The sequence below is a fragment of the Collinsella sp. UBA1693 genome (assembly GCF_002320115.1).
Classification (GTDB): Bacteria; Actinomycetota; Coriobacteriia; order Coriobacteriales; family Coriobacteriaceae; genus Collinsella; species Collinsella tanakaei.
The window spans coordinates 71,542-89,106 of record NZ_DCJT01000001.1 but is presented as its reverse complement, the minus strand read 5'-3'; the positions used below and the strand labels follow the sequence as shown (position 1 = coordinate 89,106).

The window sequence follows — 17,565 nt, the reverse complement described above, 5'->3', positions numbered from 1 at the left end:
GCCAGAAAGCAGTTTGAATGTGCGGCGGGGCCGGGATGCGCGGTGCTCTTGGAGCGGCGCGGGTTACATGAGCGCGCCGGCGACTATGAGGGCGACCGCGACGGCGATGGCGGCGAAATCGAGCGCCTGCAGGGGGTAGCGCTTATAGGAGCTCTCGCGCGTGCGCAGGTAGAAGCCGCGCTGCTCTGCCGCAAGGGCAGTGGCGTCGGTCTTGCCTACGGACGAGATAAGCAGCGGAATGCACAAAGGCAGCATGAGCTGGAGCTTCTTGATGGGGTTCTTGGTGTCGTACTCCACGCCGCGGGCGGTCTGCGCCTCCATGATGGCGTTCATCTCCTGGCCAAAGAGCGGGACAAAGCGAAGCGCCGTGGTGAACGCGAAGGCGTAGCGATACGGCACGTGCAAGATCTCCACGCAGGCGTTCGCCAGGTCCGTGAGCTTGGTGACGGTGAGTACCAGCACTAAGGGCAGCGCCACGCCCAGCAGGCGCAGGCAGGCCTTTGAGCCGGTGACGAGTCCCTCGCTGGTGACAAAGCCCACCAGGCGCTCGCCCCCCTGTACAAAGATCATCTGCAGCACCAACATGATGGCGGCAAGCGGCAGCAGCACCTTGAGAAGCGACGCCAGGCGGCTGAAGACGCCCGCATAGGCGCCCAGCGCCAGGGTGATGACAAGCAGCCCCACCAGCGCGGGGTAGGAGGCGGCTAGAAACGTGGCGATGATGATGCCCGATGCGAGCGCCAGCTTGGCGACGGGGTTGAGGCGGTGCAGCACGGTGGCGCCCGGTACGTAGTCGATGACGTTAACCACGCTCGATCAGCTCCTTTGCGGTGTCGACTATCTGGGAGACCTCGGTAATGGAGGCGAAGGCGGGCGACACGGTGTGCGCGAGCGCCTGGGAGAGGGCGACCACCTGAGGCGGGGTGATGCTCGCCTCGCGCATAAGGCCGGTGTTGGCGAAGACCTCCGCCGTGCGCCCGCGCTCCAGGATGCGGCCGTTCGCCATGACCGCTAGGCGATCGGCGAAGTCCGAGACAACCTCCATGTCATGGCACACCATCACCACGGCGCAGCCGCGCTCGGCCATGTCGCGCACCGTCTGCATGACCGTCATGCACTCGCGGTAATCGAGGCCGCTGGTGGGCTCGTCCAAAAGCACCAGCTTGGGCTCGATGACCACGACGGACGCCAGGGCCACCATCTGCCGCTGGCCGCGCGAGAGCGAGAAGGGGGCCTGGTCCGCGGGCAGGCCGAAGCGGTCGATGACCGCCTGCGCGCGCTCGAGGGCGTCTTCGCGCTCGACGCCGTGGAGCTCGAGGCCAAAGGCGACCTCGTCCAAAACCGTCTGCTTGCAGATCTGGCGGTCCGGGTTTTGGAACAGCGTGGCCACGTTGGCCGCGAGTGCGGAGACGGGGGTCTCGCGCGTGTCCATCTCCGCGACCGTGACTGAGCCCGATGACGGGGTGAGCAGGCCGTTGATAAGCTTGGTAAGGGTGGTTTTACCGGCGCCGTTTTGGCCCACCACGCCCACCAGCTCGCCGGGGTAGACCTCCATGGCGAGGTCGCGCACGGCGGCGCCGCCGGCGGGGTAGGAGAAGCTTGCGTTCTCGATGCGCAGCACCGGTTGGGCGCCCCGGGCGTGAGGGCGAGCCGGCGCATGGGGAGAGGGCTGCAGCTCGCCGGCGCGGCTTTGGTTGGGGGCGGCGTGGCCGTCCAGCGCGCGGGCGATCATATCGGCCGCTTCCGGAACGTTGAGGCAGGGGGCCTGGTCTGCGGCGAGCAGGTTTTGGGCGCGCATGCTGTTGTAGACGCGGGTGACGCGCGGGCTGTCGACGCCTATGGCGCGCAGGTCCTCCGCGTGGGCGAACACCTCGCGCGGGGTGCCGTCCAGGGCCACGGAGCCCTTGTTCATCACGATGACGCGCTCGCAGAATTCGGAGAGCAGGGCGACCATCTGCTCGATGACCACCACGGTGACGCCCGCCACGCGGTTGACCTCGCGTAGCGTTTCGAACACCATGCGCGAGCTCACCGGGTCCAGCGCCGCGGTGGGCTCGTCCAAAACAAGCACGCGGGGCTCCAGGGCCAAGATCGCCGCGATGGCGACCTTTTGCTTCTGCCCGCCGGAGAGCGTGGCGATCTCGCGGTCGCGCAGCTGCTCTATCCCTACGGTGGCGAGCGCGCGCTGGATGCGGCCCTCTATCTGGTCATGGGGCACGCCGAAGTTCTCCAGGCCAAAGAGCATCTCGTCCTCAACCACGGAGGCGACCATCTGCGCGTCGATGTCCTGCGCCACGGCGCCCACCACGCGGGCGATGTCCGTGAGGCTGATCTCGCAGGTGTCGCGTCCCTCCACGCGGGCGGCGCCGTAGAACGCGCCCCTGAAATGGTGGGGGATGGCGCCGGAGAGCACGGCGGCCAGCGTGGACTTGCCGGCGCCCGAGGGGCCTATGACGCCGACGAACTCGCCCTGCTCGATGCAAAGCGAGACGTCGGTAAGCGCCCGGGAGGCCTCCTGGCTGTAGGAGAAGCTGACGTTTTCTAATTGGATGATTGGTTGCATGGGGTCTTCCTGGTGATGACGAACGAGCTTAACTGCGCTTGAGGACGGCCTTCAACGGGGTGTACAGCGCTTGTACCACGATAGCATTGAATACGGCCGTGCCCAGCACAACGGGGATTTTTGCGGTGACGGTAACAAGGGCGGCCCCCATAAGGACGGTGCCCAGCCCCGCGAAGAGCGCGCCGGAAACCAGCGTAGTCACAAAGCCGGCGATGAGCGGGGTGATGCTTCTGCCGGCGGGCGCGACCTCAAGGCGGCAAAGCAGCGCCATGACCAGGGCGCCCGCGACCTCGGTTACAAAGTTGAGGCCGGGGACCGACGTGCTGAGCTGGATCACCGCGGCGGAGATGAGGCCGTAGAGCACCGACTGGGTGAGGTTGGCGCGGGTGAGCAGGATGGCGAGCGAGTAGGCGGCGATGATGAACTGCGGCTTGATGCCGGTTATGGCGAGCGCGTTGCCCAGGGTGAAGTTGAGGATGAAGCCGGCTGCCAGCAGGACGGATAGCAGGACGATGGCGGAGATGTCCAGCGCGCCGCGGCTGGAGGCGGCGACGGCGCGGGTGCGGGGTTTCTGGTCCATGGTGTTTCCTCTCTTGGGTTTTTCGTCCGCATTCGCCCGGGGTCCTTGGGTGGGGGGCGGCATGGCGTCTTGGCACGGCGTGGCCTATACCGCTTGCGGGCGGATGCTTTTGGTGCGTATTTGATTTGCAGGTGGTTTTTGGCGCGGCAGCGCTTGGGGAAAGTGCGGGCGACGATGCTGCGGTGCCTCGCCGCCCGCGAGGATGGAAGGGCGGTTGGGTGGGATGAATCAAGGGGAGGGCGAAGGGCCTTTGAGGGCTAATCGTCCAGCTTAAGAGCCTTCTTGATGGGGATGTAGAGGGCCTGAACCAGGATGGCGTTGAAGACGGCGGTGGCGGCGACCACGGGCAGCATGGCGGCGGCGAGCTCTCCGGCGGCGCCCACCATGGCCATCTTGATGAGCATGAAGATCACGCCGGAGAGCAGGGTGGTGACAAAGGTGCCGACCAGCGGGGTGACCTTGGCGGCGCCCCCGCGCATGCCGGCGCGGACGATGACGGCCATGACCATGGCGGAGATGCCCTCCGCTGCGAAGTCGATGAAGGGCGAGGTGGTGGTGATCTGGATAACGGCCGCGGAGATGAGGCCTATCACCAGCGCCTGGCCTATGTTGGGACGGATGATGAGGATGGTGAGGCAGAACGCGGAGATGATGAACTCGGGGCTGATCATGCCGGCGGACATGGACGAGATGGCCTTGCCCACGGTGAAGTTGAGGATGAGGCCGGCTGCCAGCAGGATGGCGAGCAGGACCAGGGCGCGGATATCGAGCTTGCCGTGTTCGTTGGCGGTGACGGTGCGGGCGGCGGTGTTCTGGGACATGGTGTGCTCCTTTTGGTGCGTGCGCGTTTGCGCCGGTGGTACAAGGTGGTTGCGGGTGCGCCGTTTGCGCGGGGCCGCGGTGCCGGTGGGCTGGTGGGGTGGAGGCGCGCGATGCGCGGTGCCGGTCGATGTGGTTGCCGGGGTAAGAAAAAAGGCCCCCGGTCAAACCGGAGGCCTAAAAGTTCGCTGCTAGAAGACTCTGGCGCGATAGGACTCACCGTCGACCGACAAAGATCGCATCGCGCCACCACCAGTTCATCACGGAGTTGTTGGCTGCGTTGATCATGTCGGCATCTCCTTTCGCGGAATTGAGGTTTGGGGCTGTCCCCATTTGTTGGAAGGAACTATAGCATAGCGGCGGGCGGGCGCAACGCAATTCGTTTTCTCGTTGCGAGTTTGTTACGGCGCGGTCGGGCGGCCATGCGGCGGTCGGGCTGCCATGCGGCGGGCGGGCGGACGCGGCTACTCGGTGAGGTTCGAGAAGCCGTCGATGATGAGGTCCAGGCACTGCGGGATCACGCGGGCGCTGAAGCTGCCGGCGTTGCTGTGGATGAGCTCGCCGTCAAACTGCATGCCCATGGAGGGGCTGCAGGTGACGTGGGCCTCGCGGGCCTGGAACATGGTGAACTGCGGGCGCCCTATGGCCTTTCCGGTCTTGTCCAGCACGCCGGCGATCAGCGTGGGCAGAAGCTCCACAGTCTTGGCGGGCTCTATGACCACGATGTCGATCATGCCGTCGTTCATGCGGCAGTCCGGGAACAGGTTGATCTCATTTTGGATGACGGCGGTGTTGCCCACCATGCAGCCTATGCCGTCCAGCTCATGGACCTCGCCGTCGCACTCGATGGTGAAGTGCGCCACCTGCGGGGAGGGCGTCGCCAGCGCGGAGAGCATGTAGGCGATCTCGCCCATGTCTCCCTTGGTGGACTCCGCCTTCTCCATGATGGCGGCGTCGAAGCCCGTGCCGGCGATGATGATGAACGCGTGGCTGCGCTCCGTGCCCTCCTCGTCCGTCCAAGAGATCTCGCCCATGTCCACCTTGGCGGTCTTGCCGGCATGGCAGGCGGCGGCAAGGGCCGCGGCTTCCGGTGCGTTGCCGATGTTGTTGAAGAACAGGTTGGCGGTGCCGGAGGGGAACACCAAGATGGGCACGCCGGTGTTGCGCATGTGGTTGAGCACGTTGGAGACGCTGCCGTCACCGCCGGATACCACCACGCGGTCGAATTGGTCTACGTCTGCGGTCGCGTCTTCGGGCTCCATGCCATCGCCCAGAAAACGCATGACCACCTCGTCCCCCGTCTGGGAGAGGAATTGGGCAAAGGTGAAGATCTCGTCGGACTTGGGTCCTGAGGCGAGGTTGTGAATGATAAGACAGCGCATGCGGAATGTTCCTATTCTTGAGCGAAGCCGAGTATAGTTACAGTGTCGTAATCCTACCCCCGCGAGCGGGGCTCAAACCACATCTATGGGTGAGGCATGTATATCTCCACGTATGAAGAACTGTCGGCTTTTTGCGAACGCGCGGCGCGCTTTAACGCCATCGCGGTCGATACCGAGTTTTTGCGCGAGCGCACCTATCATCCGCGTCTGTGCCTGGTGCAGGTCGCCACGCCGGACGAGTGCGTGGTCATAGACGTCATCGCCATCGACAACCTGGCGCCTTTAGCGATCCTTATGCGCGATGAGGGCACCGTCAAGGTGTTCCATGCCTGCTCGCAGGACATGGAGGTGCTCAACTACACGCTGGGCGCCCTGCCCGCCCCCATCTTTGACACGCAGATTGCCGCGGCGTTTTTGGGCGAGCGCATGCAGACCTCCTACAACGGCATGGTGCACGCGTTTTGCGGCGTGACCCTGCCCAAGAGCGAGTCGCTGACGGACTGGTCGCGCCGTCCGCTCACTCCCGAGCAGATCGAGTACGCCCTGGACGACGTGCGCTACCTTATCAAGGCCTACGACGTGATCATGGAGCGTCTGGACGAGTCCGGCCGCGCGTCTTGGGTTTTGGACGAGATCAGGCCGCTGACCGACCGCTCGCATTACGTGGTCGATCGCCGCGTCGCCTTCAAGCGCGTCAAGCGCGTCAACTCACTTACCCGCCGCCAGCTCGCCGTGGCGCGCGAGCTCGCCGCCTGGCGCGAGGCCAGGGCTGAGTATTCCAACATTCCGCGCAAGTGGCTTATGTCCGACGAGGTCTTGATCGCGCTGTCGAAGCGCCCGCCGCATGACGCCGCCTCGCTGCGCCGCGTGCGCGGAACCGAGCAGTTGTCTGATGCCGACGTGGCCGGCGCGCTTTCCGTCATCGCCCGCGGCGAGAGCTGCCCGGCGGACAAGTACCCCTTTATCGCCCGCACGCACAAGCCCGCCTCGCCCGAGCTTGAGAGCGTGATCGACCTTATGTACGCGCTGATTCGCCTGGTGGGGGAGCGCTCCGGCGTGGCCACCGCCATGATCGCCTCGCGCGACGATTTGGTCGATTACGTTGACCGCCCGCAGGATAGCCCGCTTCGCGAGGGCTGGCGCTTCGAGCTGGTTGGCACCTTGATCGACGACCTGTTGAACGGCGATATCGGCCTTACCGTGAAGGACCGCGCGCTCGAGATCTTGTAGCGCTAATGTTTGGGGCTCGCCGCGTGCCATCCGGTGCGGCCCGCCCCTGCCGCGTCCGCCCCACGGGGTTTTGGGCTTCTGGTACGGCTCCTTGCCCGCATGCATAACTTGGGATGGCTGGGTATAAGCGTACCCATGTGAATATCCATGTGATCGCGGCCGCCCGCGTGCGGCCCAGGTTTACGGCAAGGAGCTTTTTCGCAAATGTATCCCATGTACTACGGCTTTGGCATGGACCCGGCGTATCTGGCGCTGGTCATTATCTCGCTGGTGCTGGGCGGGCTTACCCAAAGCTACATCAACTCGACGTATCGCAAGTGGTCGCGCGTGCCCTCCGGCGGGGAGACGGGCGAGCAGGTGGCGCGCCGCATGCTCGACTCGCTGGGCTGCGGCCGCGTTGGCATCCGCGGCGTCTCCGGCCACCTTACCGACCACTACGACCCGCGCGACAACAATCTGTACCTGTCGCGCGAGAACCTTTCCGGCGGCTCTGTCGCAAGCGTCGCCGTGGCGTGCCATGAGGCGGGCCACGCCGCCCAGCGCGAGCACGGCTATGCCATGATGAAGTTTCGCTCCGCCCTGGTGCCGGTGGTCAACTTTACCCAGAACATCTGGATGCTGGTGCTGCTGGCGGGCGTCTTTATGAACATCGCCGGCCTCACCACGCTTGCGATCGCCCTGTTCTCGTTTTCCGTGCTGTTCCAGATCGTGACGCTGCCCGTTGAGATCGACGCGAGCCGTCGCGCGGTCGCCTACATCGAGCAGTCCGGTATGGGCGAGGTCAACGTGCGCGGCGCCAAGAAGGTGCTGACCGCTGCGGCGCTCACCTATGTGGCCGCCGCCCTGACGAGCGTGCTGCAGCTTCTCTATATCATGGGCCGCACGCGCAACGACGAGTAGGGGAGCGTCTGGCGGCGCCGTCACCGCGGGTTTGCGGGCGGTTTGCGACGCGGTCCTGTGGCTGCGGGCTTTTCCGCGCTTTGCACATAGATGCTGCTTGCGGGCGTCCGAGTTTCGGGCGCCCGTTTTTTTGTGCGCGCCCGCTTTGTGGCGGGTGCGGAGTTGGCCTTGCGGTTTTGCTTTCTGGTCTGTTCACCGTTATGTACGCTGCGGCGCCCATCTTTGAGTTGGGTGCCCCTTTGTACCAAAGACCGTGCGTGGGCTGTACGTTTGGGCACCCAGATATGGGCCGGGCGCCCAAACGTACAAACACGCGGCCTTATGTGCACGAAAGGGCACCCAGTTTAAAGCTGGGTACCCAGGCGGACGTCGCCTTGCGCTTCGTAGACCGCCGTTCCGCGCGCGCATCGTTCACACCGGAATCGTCTGCAGCATCCGCAGCGGCTTGCCTTGTTAGATGTCTTTTTCAACATATGTCCGGGCGAGGCGGTAGACTGGGAACCATAAAGCGACGCGCCCCGGCAGGCGCCTCGATGCGCGCGAGAGATCGGCGAGCGCGGAGGCGCGGGGGCGCATTGATGTGCAACAACGTGAAAGGAGGGCTGCCCATGGATGGTTGGAACCTTACCGGAGCCTCGAGCGCGCCGGCTAAGGAGGAAGACGCCGTCTCCGTCTCGCAGGCGATCGACATCGCCGCCGGGGCGCTGGACCGCATTCCGCAGCTGTGCGTTTTGGGCGAGGTCACGGGCTTTCGCGGCCCCAACGCCCGCAGCGGCCACTGCTATTTCCAGATAAAGGACGATTCGTCCGCCATGGACTGCATCATCTGGAAAGGGACCTACCTTAAGCGCGCGTTCGATTTGCGCGACGGCATGCAGGTTCATCTCACGGGCTCGTTCAACCTTTATAAGGCCCAGGGCAAGATGAGCTTTGTCGCCCGTTCGTTCTCGCTTGCGGGCGAGGGCATGCTGCGCCAGCAGGTGGCGGCGCTTGCCGAGAAGCTGCGCCGCGAGGGTCTTATGGACGAGTCCCGCCGCCGCCGTATCCCCGCGTTTTGCTCGCGCGTCGCCGTGGTCACGTCGTTGTCCGGCGCCGTTATCGACGACGTCAAGCGCACGCTGCGCCGACGCAACCCGCTGGTGGAACTTATCTGCGTGGGGTCCAAGGTGCAGGGCGAGGGCGCGCCCGAGGAGCTTATCGATGGGCTCCGCCGCGCCGCGGCGATCACGCCCGCACCCGATTGCATCCTGCTGGTGCGCGGCGGCGGGTCGTTCGAGGACCTTATGACCTTTAACGACGAGTCGCTCGCCCGCGCGGTGGCGGCCTGCCCCGTGCCCGTGGTGACCGGTATTGGGCACGAGCCGGATACCTCCATTTGTGACATGGTGAGCGACCGCCGCTGCTCCACGCCTACCGCGGCGGCGGAGTCAGTGGCCCCCGCCATCACCGAGCTCGCGGAGCTTCTGGCGGCCCGCGAGCACCGTTTGGTCCAGTCGTTCACGTCCATGGCCGCCTCCGCGCGCGCGGACCTGGACGCCTCCTCGATGCGCGCCGGGCGCGCCATGACGCAGCGCCTGGCGCAGATGGATGCCGCGCTTGCGGCCTCCGCGTCGCGCCCGTGTCTCATGCGGCCCGCGTTTATGGTCGAGCAGCGCTCGATGGACCTTGCGCGTTCCGCGGAGCGATTCTCGTCCGCGCTCGTCCAATCCCAACAGCGCTACGCCCGCGAGCTCGATGCGTTGTCGCCGCGCCTGGCCGCGTCCACGTCCGGTTTGGCCGCGAAGCGCCACGCGCTGGAGCTGGCGGCCTCTAGGCTTTCCGCGGCGGGTCCCGCCATGCTGAGCGAGCCGGCGGCGCGCCTGGCGCAGGGCGCCGCCAAGCTGGACGCGCTCTCGCCGTTGGGCGTGCTTGCGCGCGGTTACTCCATCGCGTACTCGGAAGATCGCGTGGCGACGTCCACCTCCGCCTTCGCCCCCGGATCGCGGCTGCGCGTTCGCTTGGCGGACGGCGACGTGTACGGCACGGTCGACCGCGTGGAGCCGTCCGGCACCGTGGACTAGCGCTGCCTGCCGGTGCGCCCCGCCGGTCGAAGCGGTATGAGGCCCGCATCTGGCCGCGGCCCGTGTTGGTGCTTGAAGGGCCTTTGTATTGAGAAATAATCGGTAGCTAGCAGATGATTGTTGGCTAGCAGATGGTTGATAGGAGAAAAAACCATGGCACAGAACAAAAGCGTTGAGGAGCTCAGCTACAAAGAGGCCTCCATCGAGCTGGAGGGCATCATCCGCAACCTTGAGTCCGGCGACCTTGAGCTCGAGGAGTCCCTGGAGGGCTACACCCGCGGCGTGGAGCTGCTCAAGAGCCTGCGTGCTCGCCTGGCCGCCGCGGAGCAGAAGGTCTCCGTCCTCATGAAGGATATCGACGGCGGCGATACCTTGGTCGCCGGCGAGTCTGCCGACACCACGGACGGCCTTAGCTTCTAGAATAGGGGCGTGGCGCCCGCGCCGCATACGGCACCATCGACCAAACCCGCTTAGAGAGGAACCGCTATGGACGATTGCATCTTCTGCAAGATCGCCGCTCACCAGATCCCTTCCACCGTTGTGTATGAGGACGATAAGGTTATCGCCTTCGATGACCTGGCACCCCAGGCGCCGGTCCACACGCTGGTCATTCCCAAGGACCATTACGCCAACATCATCGACGGCGTGCCGGCGGACGTGCTGGCAGCCATGGTCAACGCCGTTTCTGAGGTCGCCCGCGCCAAGGGCCTGGACGACGGCTTCCGCGTGATCGCCAACACCGGCGAGGTCGCCGGCCAGACCGTTCACCACTTTCATATGCACGTCCTCGGCGGTAAGCCCTTGGGCGAGAACCTGGTCTAAAGGCCTGGCGCAAGCGTGTGGCCCGGCATGGTCTTAAGCACATGGTTCGCTAGTCCATGGGCCACAGTCAAGCATTCCGCCTAAACGTGCCGCGCTCCAATCGCCGTATGGCGTATGATTAAGAACGGTATGCAATAGGCTTGTCGCCCCGCGGGGCGAAGTGATTACAAGATGGGAGACACATGAACGTTCTCGTTGTCAATGCTGGTAGCTCCAGCCTGAAGTACCAGCTTCTCAACACCCAGTCCGGTGAGGTCTTTGCCAAGGGCAACTGCGAGCGCATCGGCATCGACGGTTCCTTCATTGGCCACGAGGAGAAGGGCGCCGGCAAGTCGACCCTGGAGGTCGCCCTGCCCGATCACCGCACCGCCATCAAGCACGTGTTCGAGATCCTCGAGACCGTTGACGCTCCCGTCGAGGGCATTGGCCACCGCGTCGTCCAGGGCGGCTGGTACTTCCCCGAGTCCGCCGTGGTCACCGATGAGACCCTGGCCCAGGTCCGCGAGGTCGCTCCGCTGGCCCCGCTGCACAACTATGCCGAGGCCGACGTCATCGAGATCTGCCGCGACATGTTCCCTGAGCTGGGCAACGTCATCGTCCCCGATACCGCGTTCCACTACAACATGCCCGAGCGCGCCTGGCGCTACGCCCTGCCCCGCGACGTGGTCGAGAAGCACCACGTCCGCAAGTACGGCGCCCACGGCACCAGCCACCGCTTTATCTGGCGCACCGTCAACGAGTTCATGGAGGGCAAGGCCCACAAGCTCGTGAGCTGCCACCTGGGTTCCGGCGCTTCCCTGTGCGCTATCGAGGACGGCCACTGCATGGATACCACCATGGGCCTCACCCCGCTCGACGGCTTGGTCATGGGCACCCGCTGCGGCACCCTGGACCCCGCAACCGTCTTCTATCTGAGCCGCGTCGGTGGCTACAGCATCGACGAGATCGACACTATGATGAACAAGCAATCCGGCCTGCTCGCCGTCTCCGGCGTCTCCTCCGACTCCCGCGACGTCTGCGAGGGCGCCCAGAAGGGCGACGAGAACTGCGAGATGGCGCTCGAGATGTTCTCCTATCGCGTGGGCCAGCTCTTCGCCGAGATGGCTGCCTCAATGGGCGGCGTCGACACCATGGCCTTCACCGCGGGCATCGGCGAGAATTCCGTTGAGCTGCGCCAGCGCGTCGCCGACAAGCTCGCCTGGCTGGGCGTCGAGATCGACCCCGAGCTCAACGCCGTCCGCTCCGATGATCCGCGCGTCATCTCCACGCCCAACTCCAAGATCACCTGCCTGGTTGTCCCCACCAACGAGGAGCTCATGATCGCCCTGGACGTCGAGGCTCTGCTCGGCTAATCGCCTTCTTTTATAGCGACCTATTCGGCCCGTCTCCGGTATACACGCCGGCGGCGGGCCTTTTGCGTGCGTTCAGGCAGCTATTCTGTGGATTCTCGCGGGTGCTGCGACCTTTTTGTTGAGTTTCGAATGTATGTCATAGAGAATTAGTAGGATTAACCGCGGAAAAAGCGGATACACTGTTACCAATATCTGCCGAATGTTGTAGATAAACGTTCAATCAAGCGAAAGGATTCTCAATGACTCTTTCCGAGCACAGCATCTCCCGCCGTAGCGCCGTCGCCGCCGGCTTGGGCATCTTCGCTTCTCTTGGCCTTGCTGCTTGCGGCTCCTCTGAAACCGCGGGCTCTGCCCCCGCTCCCTCCTCTTCCACGGACGAGCAGGTGGACGAGACCGTTCAGATCGACGCGGACGCCTACGATCAGCTGATCGACTCCATCCCCGCCGCCGACGACGCCAAGATCGCTGCCAGCACCTGGGCTACCAAGGTGAAGGATGCCGGCGTCCTGCGCGTGGGCGGCGTCCAGACCTCCATGTTGTTCAGCCTGCTCAACGAGAAGGACGGCGTGCTGCGCGGCTTCGACGCTGGCTTGTCGCAGATGCTTGCCCGCTACATCATGGGCGACGCCGCTAAGATCGAGGACACCCAGGTCACTTCCGACACGCGCGAGTCCGTTCTGCAGAACGATCAGGTCGACGTGGTCTTTGCCACCTACTCCATCAACGACGACCGCAAGAAGGTCATCTCCTTCGCCGGCCCGTACTACACCACCCAGCAGTCCATTTTGGTGATGGCCGACAACAAGGACATCAACTCCGTGGACGACCTCGCCGGTAAGAACGTTGCCGCCCAGTCCGGCTCCACCGGCCCGGCCATCTTGGAGGAGTTTGCTCCCAAGGCTACCGTCCAGGAGTTCAAGACGGACGAGGAGGCTCGCACCGCGCTGTCCCAGGGCCGCGTCGACGCCTATGTTATCGACACCAACATGCTGCTGGGCAGCATGGTTCGCCAGCCCGGCAAGTACCGCCTGGCGGGCGACCCCTTTGGCCCGGTGGACGCCTACGGCATCGGCCTGCCGCTGGATTCCGACGGCGTTGCGTTTGTGAACGAGTTCCTCCAGAAGATCGAGGACGAGGGCATGTGGGCGGACCTCTGGCAGGTCTGCATCGGTGACCGCGCCGGCATCGACGACGTTCCCGAGCCCCCTGCGATCGGCGCATAGCGCTCGCTGAAAGCACATCTTTGCCCGCATCATCGCGGGCGGTGTATTGACGAGTATGGGCCTTCCGCGCTTGCGGTGGGCCCATGTATCTATAAGGAGGGGATACATGGGGATTTCCGAGCTCTTGTCCACATACGGGCAAGACTACCTCAACGGCCTTTTGGTGACGTGGGGCATGACCGCGGCCTCGTTCGCCATGGTGATGGTGCTGGCCGTGCTCATCACCGTTATGCGCGTGTCGCCCTTTAGGCCCTTGCGCATGGTGGGAGACCTGTACGTGCAGGTGTTTCGCAACATCCCGGGCGTGGCGCTGCTCATCATCATCGTCTACGCCCTGCCCAACCTGCGTGTCGTGCTCGATTACCGCACCTGCGTGGTGGCCACCACGGTGCTCATGGGTTCGGCCTTTGGGTCGGAGAACTTCATGAGCGGCATCAACACCATCGGCGTGGGTCAAATCGAGGCCGCTCGCTCCATCGGCCTCTCCTTTGGTCAGATCCTGCGTAAAATCGTGATTCCGCAGGCGCTGCGCACCACCGTGCTCCCCATGACCAACCTGCTGATCGCCGTCATGCTCACCACCGCCCTGGGATCCCAGGTACCGCTCAACCCGCGCGAGCTCACCGGCGTGGTGTCCTTTGTCAACACGCGCGCCACCGGCGGCATCCTGGCCTTCCTTATCTCCGCTCTGGCGTACGTGGGGTCCGCCTTTGTGATCGGCCTGGTGGGTAACCGCATCGACAAGAAGGTGAGGATCCTGCGATGAGTTCACACGGAAACGCAACCTCTATGCGCGATGCGCTCTACGAGGCCCCGGGTCCCAAGACCAAGCGCAAGATTATGGTGGGCACCGCCGTGTCCGCCGTGGTGGTCGCCTGCATCTTGCTGGCGATCTTGGGGCGCTTCTATGCCACCGGCCAGTTGGACCCGCGTTACTGGACTTTCTTTCTCGAATGGTCTACCTGGCGCTTTTTGCTGCAGGGCTTTGCCGGTACCGTCCGCGTGGCGCTTACCGCGGGCGCCATCTCGCTGGTGCTGGGCATGTTGCTCATGCTGGGCCGCGTCAGCAAGGTCAAACCCCTTTCCGCCGCTTGCCGCGTGGTCATCGACTTCTTCCGCGGCGTTCCCAGCCTGCTTTTGATCTACTTCTTCTTCTTGGTGGTTCCGCAGTACGGCATCAAGATGTCCTCTTTTTGGATGCTGACGCTGCCCGTGGCGCTCGCGGCCTCCGGCGTTTTGGCCGAGGTCTTTCGCGCGGGCGTCAACGCGGTGCCCAGGGGCCAGGTCGAGGCGGCTATGTCCATCGGCCTGTCGCCGGCCAAGACCATGCGCAAGATCGTGCTGCCCCAGGCCGTCCGCTACGTCATCCCTTCGCTGATCTCGCAGCTGGTGGTCGTTGTCAAGGACACCACCGTCGCCTACGTGGTGAGCTACCCGGACCTCATGCAGAACGCGCGCGTGCTCATCACCAGCTATGACGCGCTGGTCTCCGTCTACTTCACCATCGCCCTCATCTACATCCTCATCAACTACGCCATCAACAAGGCGTCCGTCGCGGTGGCCAACCGCACCGGCGTCAAGATCATCCGCTAGGCATTCTGGAACGGAAGAGCTATGACACAGCAAATCTCAACTGAACCCATCATCGAGCTGCGCCATGTGGACAAGCACTACGGCGACCTGCACGTCCTTAAAGACATCAACCTCACTGTCCATAAGGGCGAGGTGCTGGTTGTGGTGGGTCCCTCGGGCTCGGGCAAATCCACCATGTGCCGCACCATCAACCGCCTGGAGACCATCGATTCCGGCGAGATCCTCATCGAGGGCGAGCCGCTTCCGCAAGAGGGCCGCGAGCTCACCCGTATGCGCGCCGAGCTTGGCATGGTGTTCCAAAGCTTCAACCTGTTCGCCCATATGAGCATCTTGCAAAACGTCACCTTAGGCCCCATCGAGGTCTTAGGGATGAAGAAGGACGAGGCCGAGGCCCGCGCCATGGAGCTGCTCGCCCGTGTGGGCGTGGCCGAGCAGGCTGCCAAGTCGCCCGCCCAGCTCTCCGGCGGCCAGCAGCAGCGCGCCGCCATCGCTCGCTCGCTCGCAATGCATCCCAAGGCCATGATGTTCGACGAGCCCACCAGCGCGCTCGATCCGGAGATGATCAACGAGGTCCTGGACGTTATGGTGGAGCTTGCCCGCGGCGGCATGACCATGGTGGTTGTCACGCATGAGATGAACTTCGCGCGCCGCGTGGCGGACCGCGTGGTCTTTATGGCGGACGGCCAGATTGTGGAGGAGGGGACGCCGGCGGAGTTCTTCGACCATCCCAAGACCCAGCGCGCCCGCGACTTCCTGGATTCCATCAAGGGCCACTAGCTTTTGCGCCCGCTTGAGGCTTGGGCCGCGCGAGCGCCTGTCGCGGTCCGGGCTGCACAAATCCATTGTTTGTTTTCTACTGCATGGAGGTACTCCCAGCATGACTACTTTTGCTCCAACTTTAACTACCGCGTCCAGCGCGAGCGGTGCGCCCGGTGCGGCCGATGCGCCCGCCAAGCGCCCTGTGATCCTGGTCGCCCCGCGCTGGCAGGAGATGGAGCGCACACTGGAGGTTCCCGAGCAGCTTGCCCCGGAAGAGGCCATGGCGTGCGTCTTTGCCGACGCTATCCTGGCCGCCGGCGGCCTGCCGCTGATGATGCCGCTTACCGATGACGACGACGTTCTGGAGACCATGCTCGCCATGTGCGACGGCGTCGCCGTTCCCGGTGGCCAGGACGTGAACCCGGCGCTTTGGGGCGATGAATCCCCGTATGATGAGTCGCTGCTGTGCGGCGTGCGCGATGCGTTCGAGCTCAAGCTGGTGCGCCGCGTGCTAGAACTTGACAAGCCGCTTTTTGCCACCTGCCGCGGCATGCAGCTGCTCAACGTGGCCCTGGGCGGCAGCCTGTGCATGGACGTGCCCGGCATCGCCCCGCTTGAGGGCACGGGTCTGTGGCGCCACGCCATGGTGCTGACCGATCCCGCGCACCCCGTGGACGTTGAGGACGGCACGCTTTTGGCCCGCTGCATCGGCGGCGCCGGGCAGATCCAGGCCAACTCGAGCCACCACTGCTGCGTGGACAAGATAGGGGAGGGCGTCCGTCTGGTGGCGCGCGCCACCGATGGCATCCCCGAGGCAATCGAGGTGCCGTCCGCCCGCTTCTGCCTGGGCGTGCAGTGGCACCCCGAGTACACCTGGCAGCGCATTGCCACGGACTTCGCCATTTGGCGGGCGTTTGTGGAGGCTTGCGGGTAGGGATGCGTGCCGGTAGGGCACACGTCGGCGGTTGCGGCAGCGTTGGCGCTGCGATGGGGATGCGTCGCGCGGCTCGTCCTCGTCCAGAGACACATAGGTAGATGCATGCGCGAACCCGTGGGGGCATGCATGAAAAAACGGAGGCCCCGTCTATGAGGGGGACCTCCGTTTTTTTGGTAGCTATCGAGCGCGGTTTCCGCGAAGCTGGTCGCGCCCTAGACGCGATCGCGCGGGCGGATGCGCTAGTTGGCCATCTGAGCCTGGACGGCGGTGATGGCGACGACGCCCACGATGTCGTCTGCGGAGCAGCCGCGGGACAGGTCGTTCACCGGCTTGGCGATGCCCTGCAGGATGGGGCCGTAGGCCTCTGCACCGCCGAAGCGCTGGACCAGCTTGTAGCCGATGTTGCCGGTCTCGAGGTTGGGGAAGACCAGGACGTTGGCATGGCCGGCGACCTTGGACTCGGGGGCCTTGAGCTGGGCGACGGAAGGAACGATGGCGGCATCCAGCTGCAGGTCGCCATCGATGGCGAGCTCGGGAGCCTTCTCCTTGGCGAACGCGGTTGCCTCCTGGACCTTCTTGGCGGTGTCGCCGCCGGCGGAGCCCATGGTGGAGTAGGAGAGCATAGCGACCTTGGGCTCGACGTCGCCCATGAAGGTCTTGAAGGAGTTCGCGGAAGCGATGGCGATCTCGGAGAGCTCGTCGGAGGTGGGGGCGATGTTGAGGCCGCAGTCAGCGAAGACCAGGGTGCCGTCTGCGCCAAACTCGGGGGTCTTGGTGCACATGATCATGAAGGCGGAGACCAGCTTGGTGCCGGGGGCGGTCTTCAGGATCTGAAGCGCGGGGCGCAGGGTGTCCGCGGTGGAGTGGCAGGCGCCGGAGACCAGGCCGTCGGCGTCGCCCATCTTGACCATCATGGTGCCAAAGTAGGTGGCGTCCATCACCTGGGCGCGGGCCTGCTCGATGGTGACGCCCTTCTTGGCGCGCAGCTCGGCGAACCTCTGCGCGTACTCCTCATGCTTCTCGGCGTTGCGCGGGTCGATGACGGTGGCGCCGGGGACGTCGATCTCGTCCGGGTTGCCCAGGATGACCAGGTTGGCGAGGTCCTCCTCGACGATCTTCTTAGCAGCCTCGATGGTGCGCGGGTCCTCGCCCTCGGGCAGGACGATCGTCTTCTTGTCTGCCTTTGCCGCATTCTTCATACGGGTCAGAAAGTCACTCATCATTCTCCTCAAAATCTAGAGCGCCCTTGTGTCCAGTTGTTGTTCGGCTTGCCATCCCGCCCGTGTCGGGAACGGTGGTCTGCGCTGCGCGTCGCATTCAGCTAGGCATGTTGAGCTTTCCTTGT

General features: G+C 64.6%; 17 protein-coding genes. 11 read left to right on the top strand and 6 right to left on the bottom strand.

Annotated features, from left to right (window positions below; all coding sequences use genetic code 11):
• Window positions 1–63: 63 nt before the first annotated feature.
• The 5 genes from B3H65_RS00420 to B3H65_RS00400 form a co-directional block, all read right to left on the bottom strand.
• Window positions 64–810 (bottom strand): energy-coupling factor transporter transmembrane component T family protein, encoded by a 747-nt coding sequence (locus B3H65_RS00420; protein WP_009140668.1) that lies wholly within the window; start codon window positions 808–810, stop codon window positions 64–66.
• Window positions 803–2,563, bottom strand: coding sequence for an ABC transporter ATP-binding protein (locus B3H65_RS00415; RefSeq protein WP_286683690.1), 1,761 nt, complete (start codon window positions 2,561–2,563; stop codon window positions 803–805). Before B3H65_RS00415 ends, B3H65_RS00420 begins: the two co-directional genes overlap by 8 nt.
• A 28-nt stretch (window positions 2,564–2,591) precedes the next feature.
• Window positions 2,592–3,143 carry a hypothetical protein gene (locus B3H65_RS00410; RefSeq protein ID WP_286683689.1) on the bottom strand — a complete coding sequence of 184 codons (552 nt, stop codon included), beginning with the start codon at window positions 3,141–3,143 and terminating at the stop codon, window positions 2,592–2,594.
• Between the two features lie 257 nt (window positions 3,144–3,400).
• Complete coding sequence (locus B3H65_RS00405) at window positions 3,401–3,964, bottom strand: hypothetical protein (protein ID WP_286683688.1); 564 nt, start codon at window positions 3,962–3,964, stop codon at window positions 3,401–3,403.
• A gap of 462 nt (window positions 3,965–4,426) precedes the next feature.
• Window positions 4,427–5,344, bottom strand: coding sequence for a diacylglycerol/lipid kinase family protein (locus B3H65_RS00400; protein WP_117679790.1), 918 nt, complete (start codon window positions 5,342–5,344; stop codon window positions 4,427–4,429).
• 96 nt (window positions 5,345–5,440) lie between these two features.
• On the opposite strand from B3H65_RS00400, the gene rnd reads away from it, so the two are divergent.
• The 11 genes from rnd to B3H65_RS00345 all read left to right on the top strand — a co-directional run bounded on the left by rnd (window position 5,441) and on the right by B3H65_RS00345 (window position 16,217).
• Window positions 5,441–6,574: a ribonuclease D gene (gene rnd / locus B3H65_RS00395; protein ID WP_286683687.1), complete on the top strand. Its 1,134-nt coding sequence runs from the start codon at window positions 5,441–5,443 to the stop codon at window positions 6,572–6,574.
• Window positions 6,575–6,778: 204 nt separating this feature from the next.
• Window positions 6,779–7,474: a zinc metallopeptidase gene (locus tag B3H65_RS00390; RefSeq protein ID WP_117679788.1), complete on the top strand. Its 696-nt coding sequence runs from the start codon at window positions 6,779–6,781 to the stop codon at window positions 7,472–7,474.
• A 608-nt stretch (window positions 7,475–8,082) separates the two neighbouring features.
• Window positions 8,083–9,534, top strand: a complete 1,452-nt coding sequence (gene xseA / locus B3H65_RS00385) for an exodeoxyribonuclease VII large subunit (protein WP_286683686.1) — start codon at window positions 8,083–8,085, stop codon at window positions 9,532–9,534.
• Window positions 9,535–9,687: 153 nt separating this feature from the next.
• Window positions 9,688–9,954: an exodeoxyribonuclease VII small subunit gene (gene xseB / locus B3H65_RS00380; RefSeq protein ID WP_117679786.1), complete on the top strand. Its 267-nt coding sequence runs from the start codon at window positions 9,688–9,690 to the stop codon at window positions 9,952–9,954.
• 66 nt (window positions 9,955–10,020) lie between these two features.
• Window positions 10,021–10,356 carry a histidine triad nucleotide-binding protein gene (locus tag B3H65_RS00375; RefSeq protein WP_009140659.1) on the top strand — a complete coding sequence of 112 codons (336 nt, stop codon included), beginning with the start codon at window positions 10,021–10,023 and terminating at the stop codon, window positions 10,354–10,356.
• Window positions 10,357–10,538: 182 nt separating this feature from the next.
• Window positions 10,539–11,708 (top strand): acetate/propionate family kinase, encoded by a 1,170-nt coding sequence (locus tag B3H65_RS00370; protein WP_286683685.1) that lies wholly within the window; start codon window positions 10,539–10,541, stop codon window positions 11,706–11,708.
• Window positions 11,709–11,947: 239 nt separating this feature from the next.
• Window positions 11,948–12,931, top strand: a complete 984-nt coding sequence (locus B3H65_RS00365; protein ID WP_286683684.1) for a glutamate ABC transporter substrate-binding protein — start codon at window positions 11,948–11,950, stop codon at window positions 12,929–12,931.
• A 106-nt stretch (window positions 12,932–13,037) separates the two neighbouring features.
• On the top strand, window positions 13,038–13,697 hold the full coding sequence (locus B3H65_RS00360; RefSeq protein WP_009140656.1) for an amino acid ABC transporter permease: 660 nt from the start codon (window positions 13,038–13,040) through the stop codon (window positions 13,695–13,697).
• Entirely contained in the window at window positions 13,694–14,524 is an 831-nt protein-coding gene (locus tag B3H65_RS00355) for an amino acid ABC transporter permease (protein WP_286683683.1), read from the top strand. The genes B3H65_RS00360 and B3H65_RS00355 overlap by 4 nt, the downstream gene beginning before the upstream one ends.
• A 21-nt stretch (window positions 14,525–14,545) precedes the next feature.
• Window positions 14,546–15,301, top strand: coding sequence for an amino acid ABC transporter ATP-binding protein (locus B3H65_RS00350; protein ID WP_278563576.1), 756 nt, complete (start codon window positions 14,546–14,548; stop codon window positions 15,299–15,301).
• 100 nt (window positions 15,302–15,401) lie between these two features.
• On the top strand, window positions 15,402–16,217 hold the full coding sequence (locus B3H65_RS00345) for a gamma-glutamyl-gamma-aminobutyrate hydrolase family protein (RefSeq protein WP_286683682.1): 816 nt from the start codon (window positions 15,402–15,404) through the stop codon (window positions 16,215–16,217).
• A gap of 242 nt (window positions 16,218–16,459) precedes the next feature.
• On the opposite strand, the gene pta is transcribed toward B3H65_RS00345, so the two are convergent.
• Window positions 16,460–17,440 carry a phosphate acetyltransferase gene (gene pta, locus B3H65_RS00340; RefSeq protein ID WP_286683681.1) on the bottom strand — a complete coding sequence of 327 codons (981 nt, stop codon included), beginning with the start codon at window positions 17,438–17,440 and terminating at the stop codon, window positions 16,460–16,462.
• Window positions 17,441–17,565: the final 125 nt, after the last annotated feature.

Coding starts and splice junctions, on each gene's coding strand:
- B3H65_RS00415 (WP_286683690.1), bottom strand. CDS start 2,563: ATGCAACCAATCATCCAATTAGAAAACGTCAGCTTCTCCTACAGCCAG.
- B3H65_RS00410 (WP_286683689.1), bottom strand. CDS start 3,143: ATGGACCAGAAACCCCGCACCCGCGCCGTCGCCGCCTCCAGCCGCGGC.
- B3H65_RS00405 (WP_286683688.1), bottom strand. CDS start 3,964: ATGTCCCAGAACACCGCCGCCCGCACCGTCACCGCCAACGAACACGGC.
- B3H65_RS00400 (WP_117679790.1), bottom strand. CDS start 5,344: ATGCGCTGTCTTATCATTCACAACCTCGCCTCAGGACCCAAGTCCGAC.
- rnd (WP_286683687.1), top strand. CDS start 5,441: ATGTATATCTCCACGTATGAAGAACTGTCGGCTTTTTGCGAACGCGCG.
- B3H65_RS00390 (WP_117679788.1), top strand. CDS start 6,779: ATGTATCCCATGTACTACGGCTTTGGCATGGACCCGGCGTATCTGGCG.
- xseA (WP_286683686.1), top strand. CDS start 8,083: ATGGATGGTTGGAACCTTACCGGAGCCTCGAGCGCGCCGGCTAAGGAG.
- xseB (WP_117679786.1), top strand. CDS start 9,688: ATGGCACAGAACAAAAGCGTTGAGGAGCTCAGCTACAAAGAGGCCTCC.
- B3H65_RS00375 (WP_009140659.1), top strand. CDS start 10,021: ATGGACGATTGCATCTTCTGCAAGATCGCCGCTCACCAGATCCCTTCC.
- B3H65_RS00370 (WP_286683685.1), top strand. CDS start 10,539: ATGAACGTTCTCGTTGTCAATGCTGGTAGCTCCAGCCTGAAGTACCAG.
- B3H65_RS00365 (WP_286683684.1), top strand. CDS start 11,948: ATGACTCTTTCCGAGCACAGCATCTCCCGCCGTAGCGCCGTCGCCGCC.
- B3H65_RS00360 (WP_009140656.1), top strand. CDS start 13,038: ATGGGGATTTCCGAGCTCTTGTCCACATACGGGCAAGACTACCTCAAC.
- B3H65_RS00355 (WP_286683683.1), top strand. CDS start 13,694: ATGAGTTCACACGGAAACGCAACCTCTATGCGCGATGCGCTCTACGAG.
- B3H65_RS00350 (WP_278563576.1), top strand. CDS start 14,546: ATGACACAGCAAATCTCAACTGAACCCATCATCGAGCTGCGCCATGTG.
- B3H65_RS00345 (WP_286683682.1), top strand. CDS start 15,402: ATGACTACTTTTGCTCCAACTTTAACTACCGCGTCCAGCGCGAGCGGT.
- pta (WP_286683681.1), bottom strand. CDS start 17,440: ATGAGTGACTTTCTGACCCGTATGAAGAATGCGGCAAAGGCAGACAAG.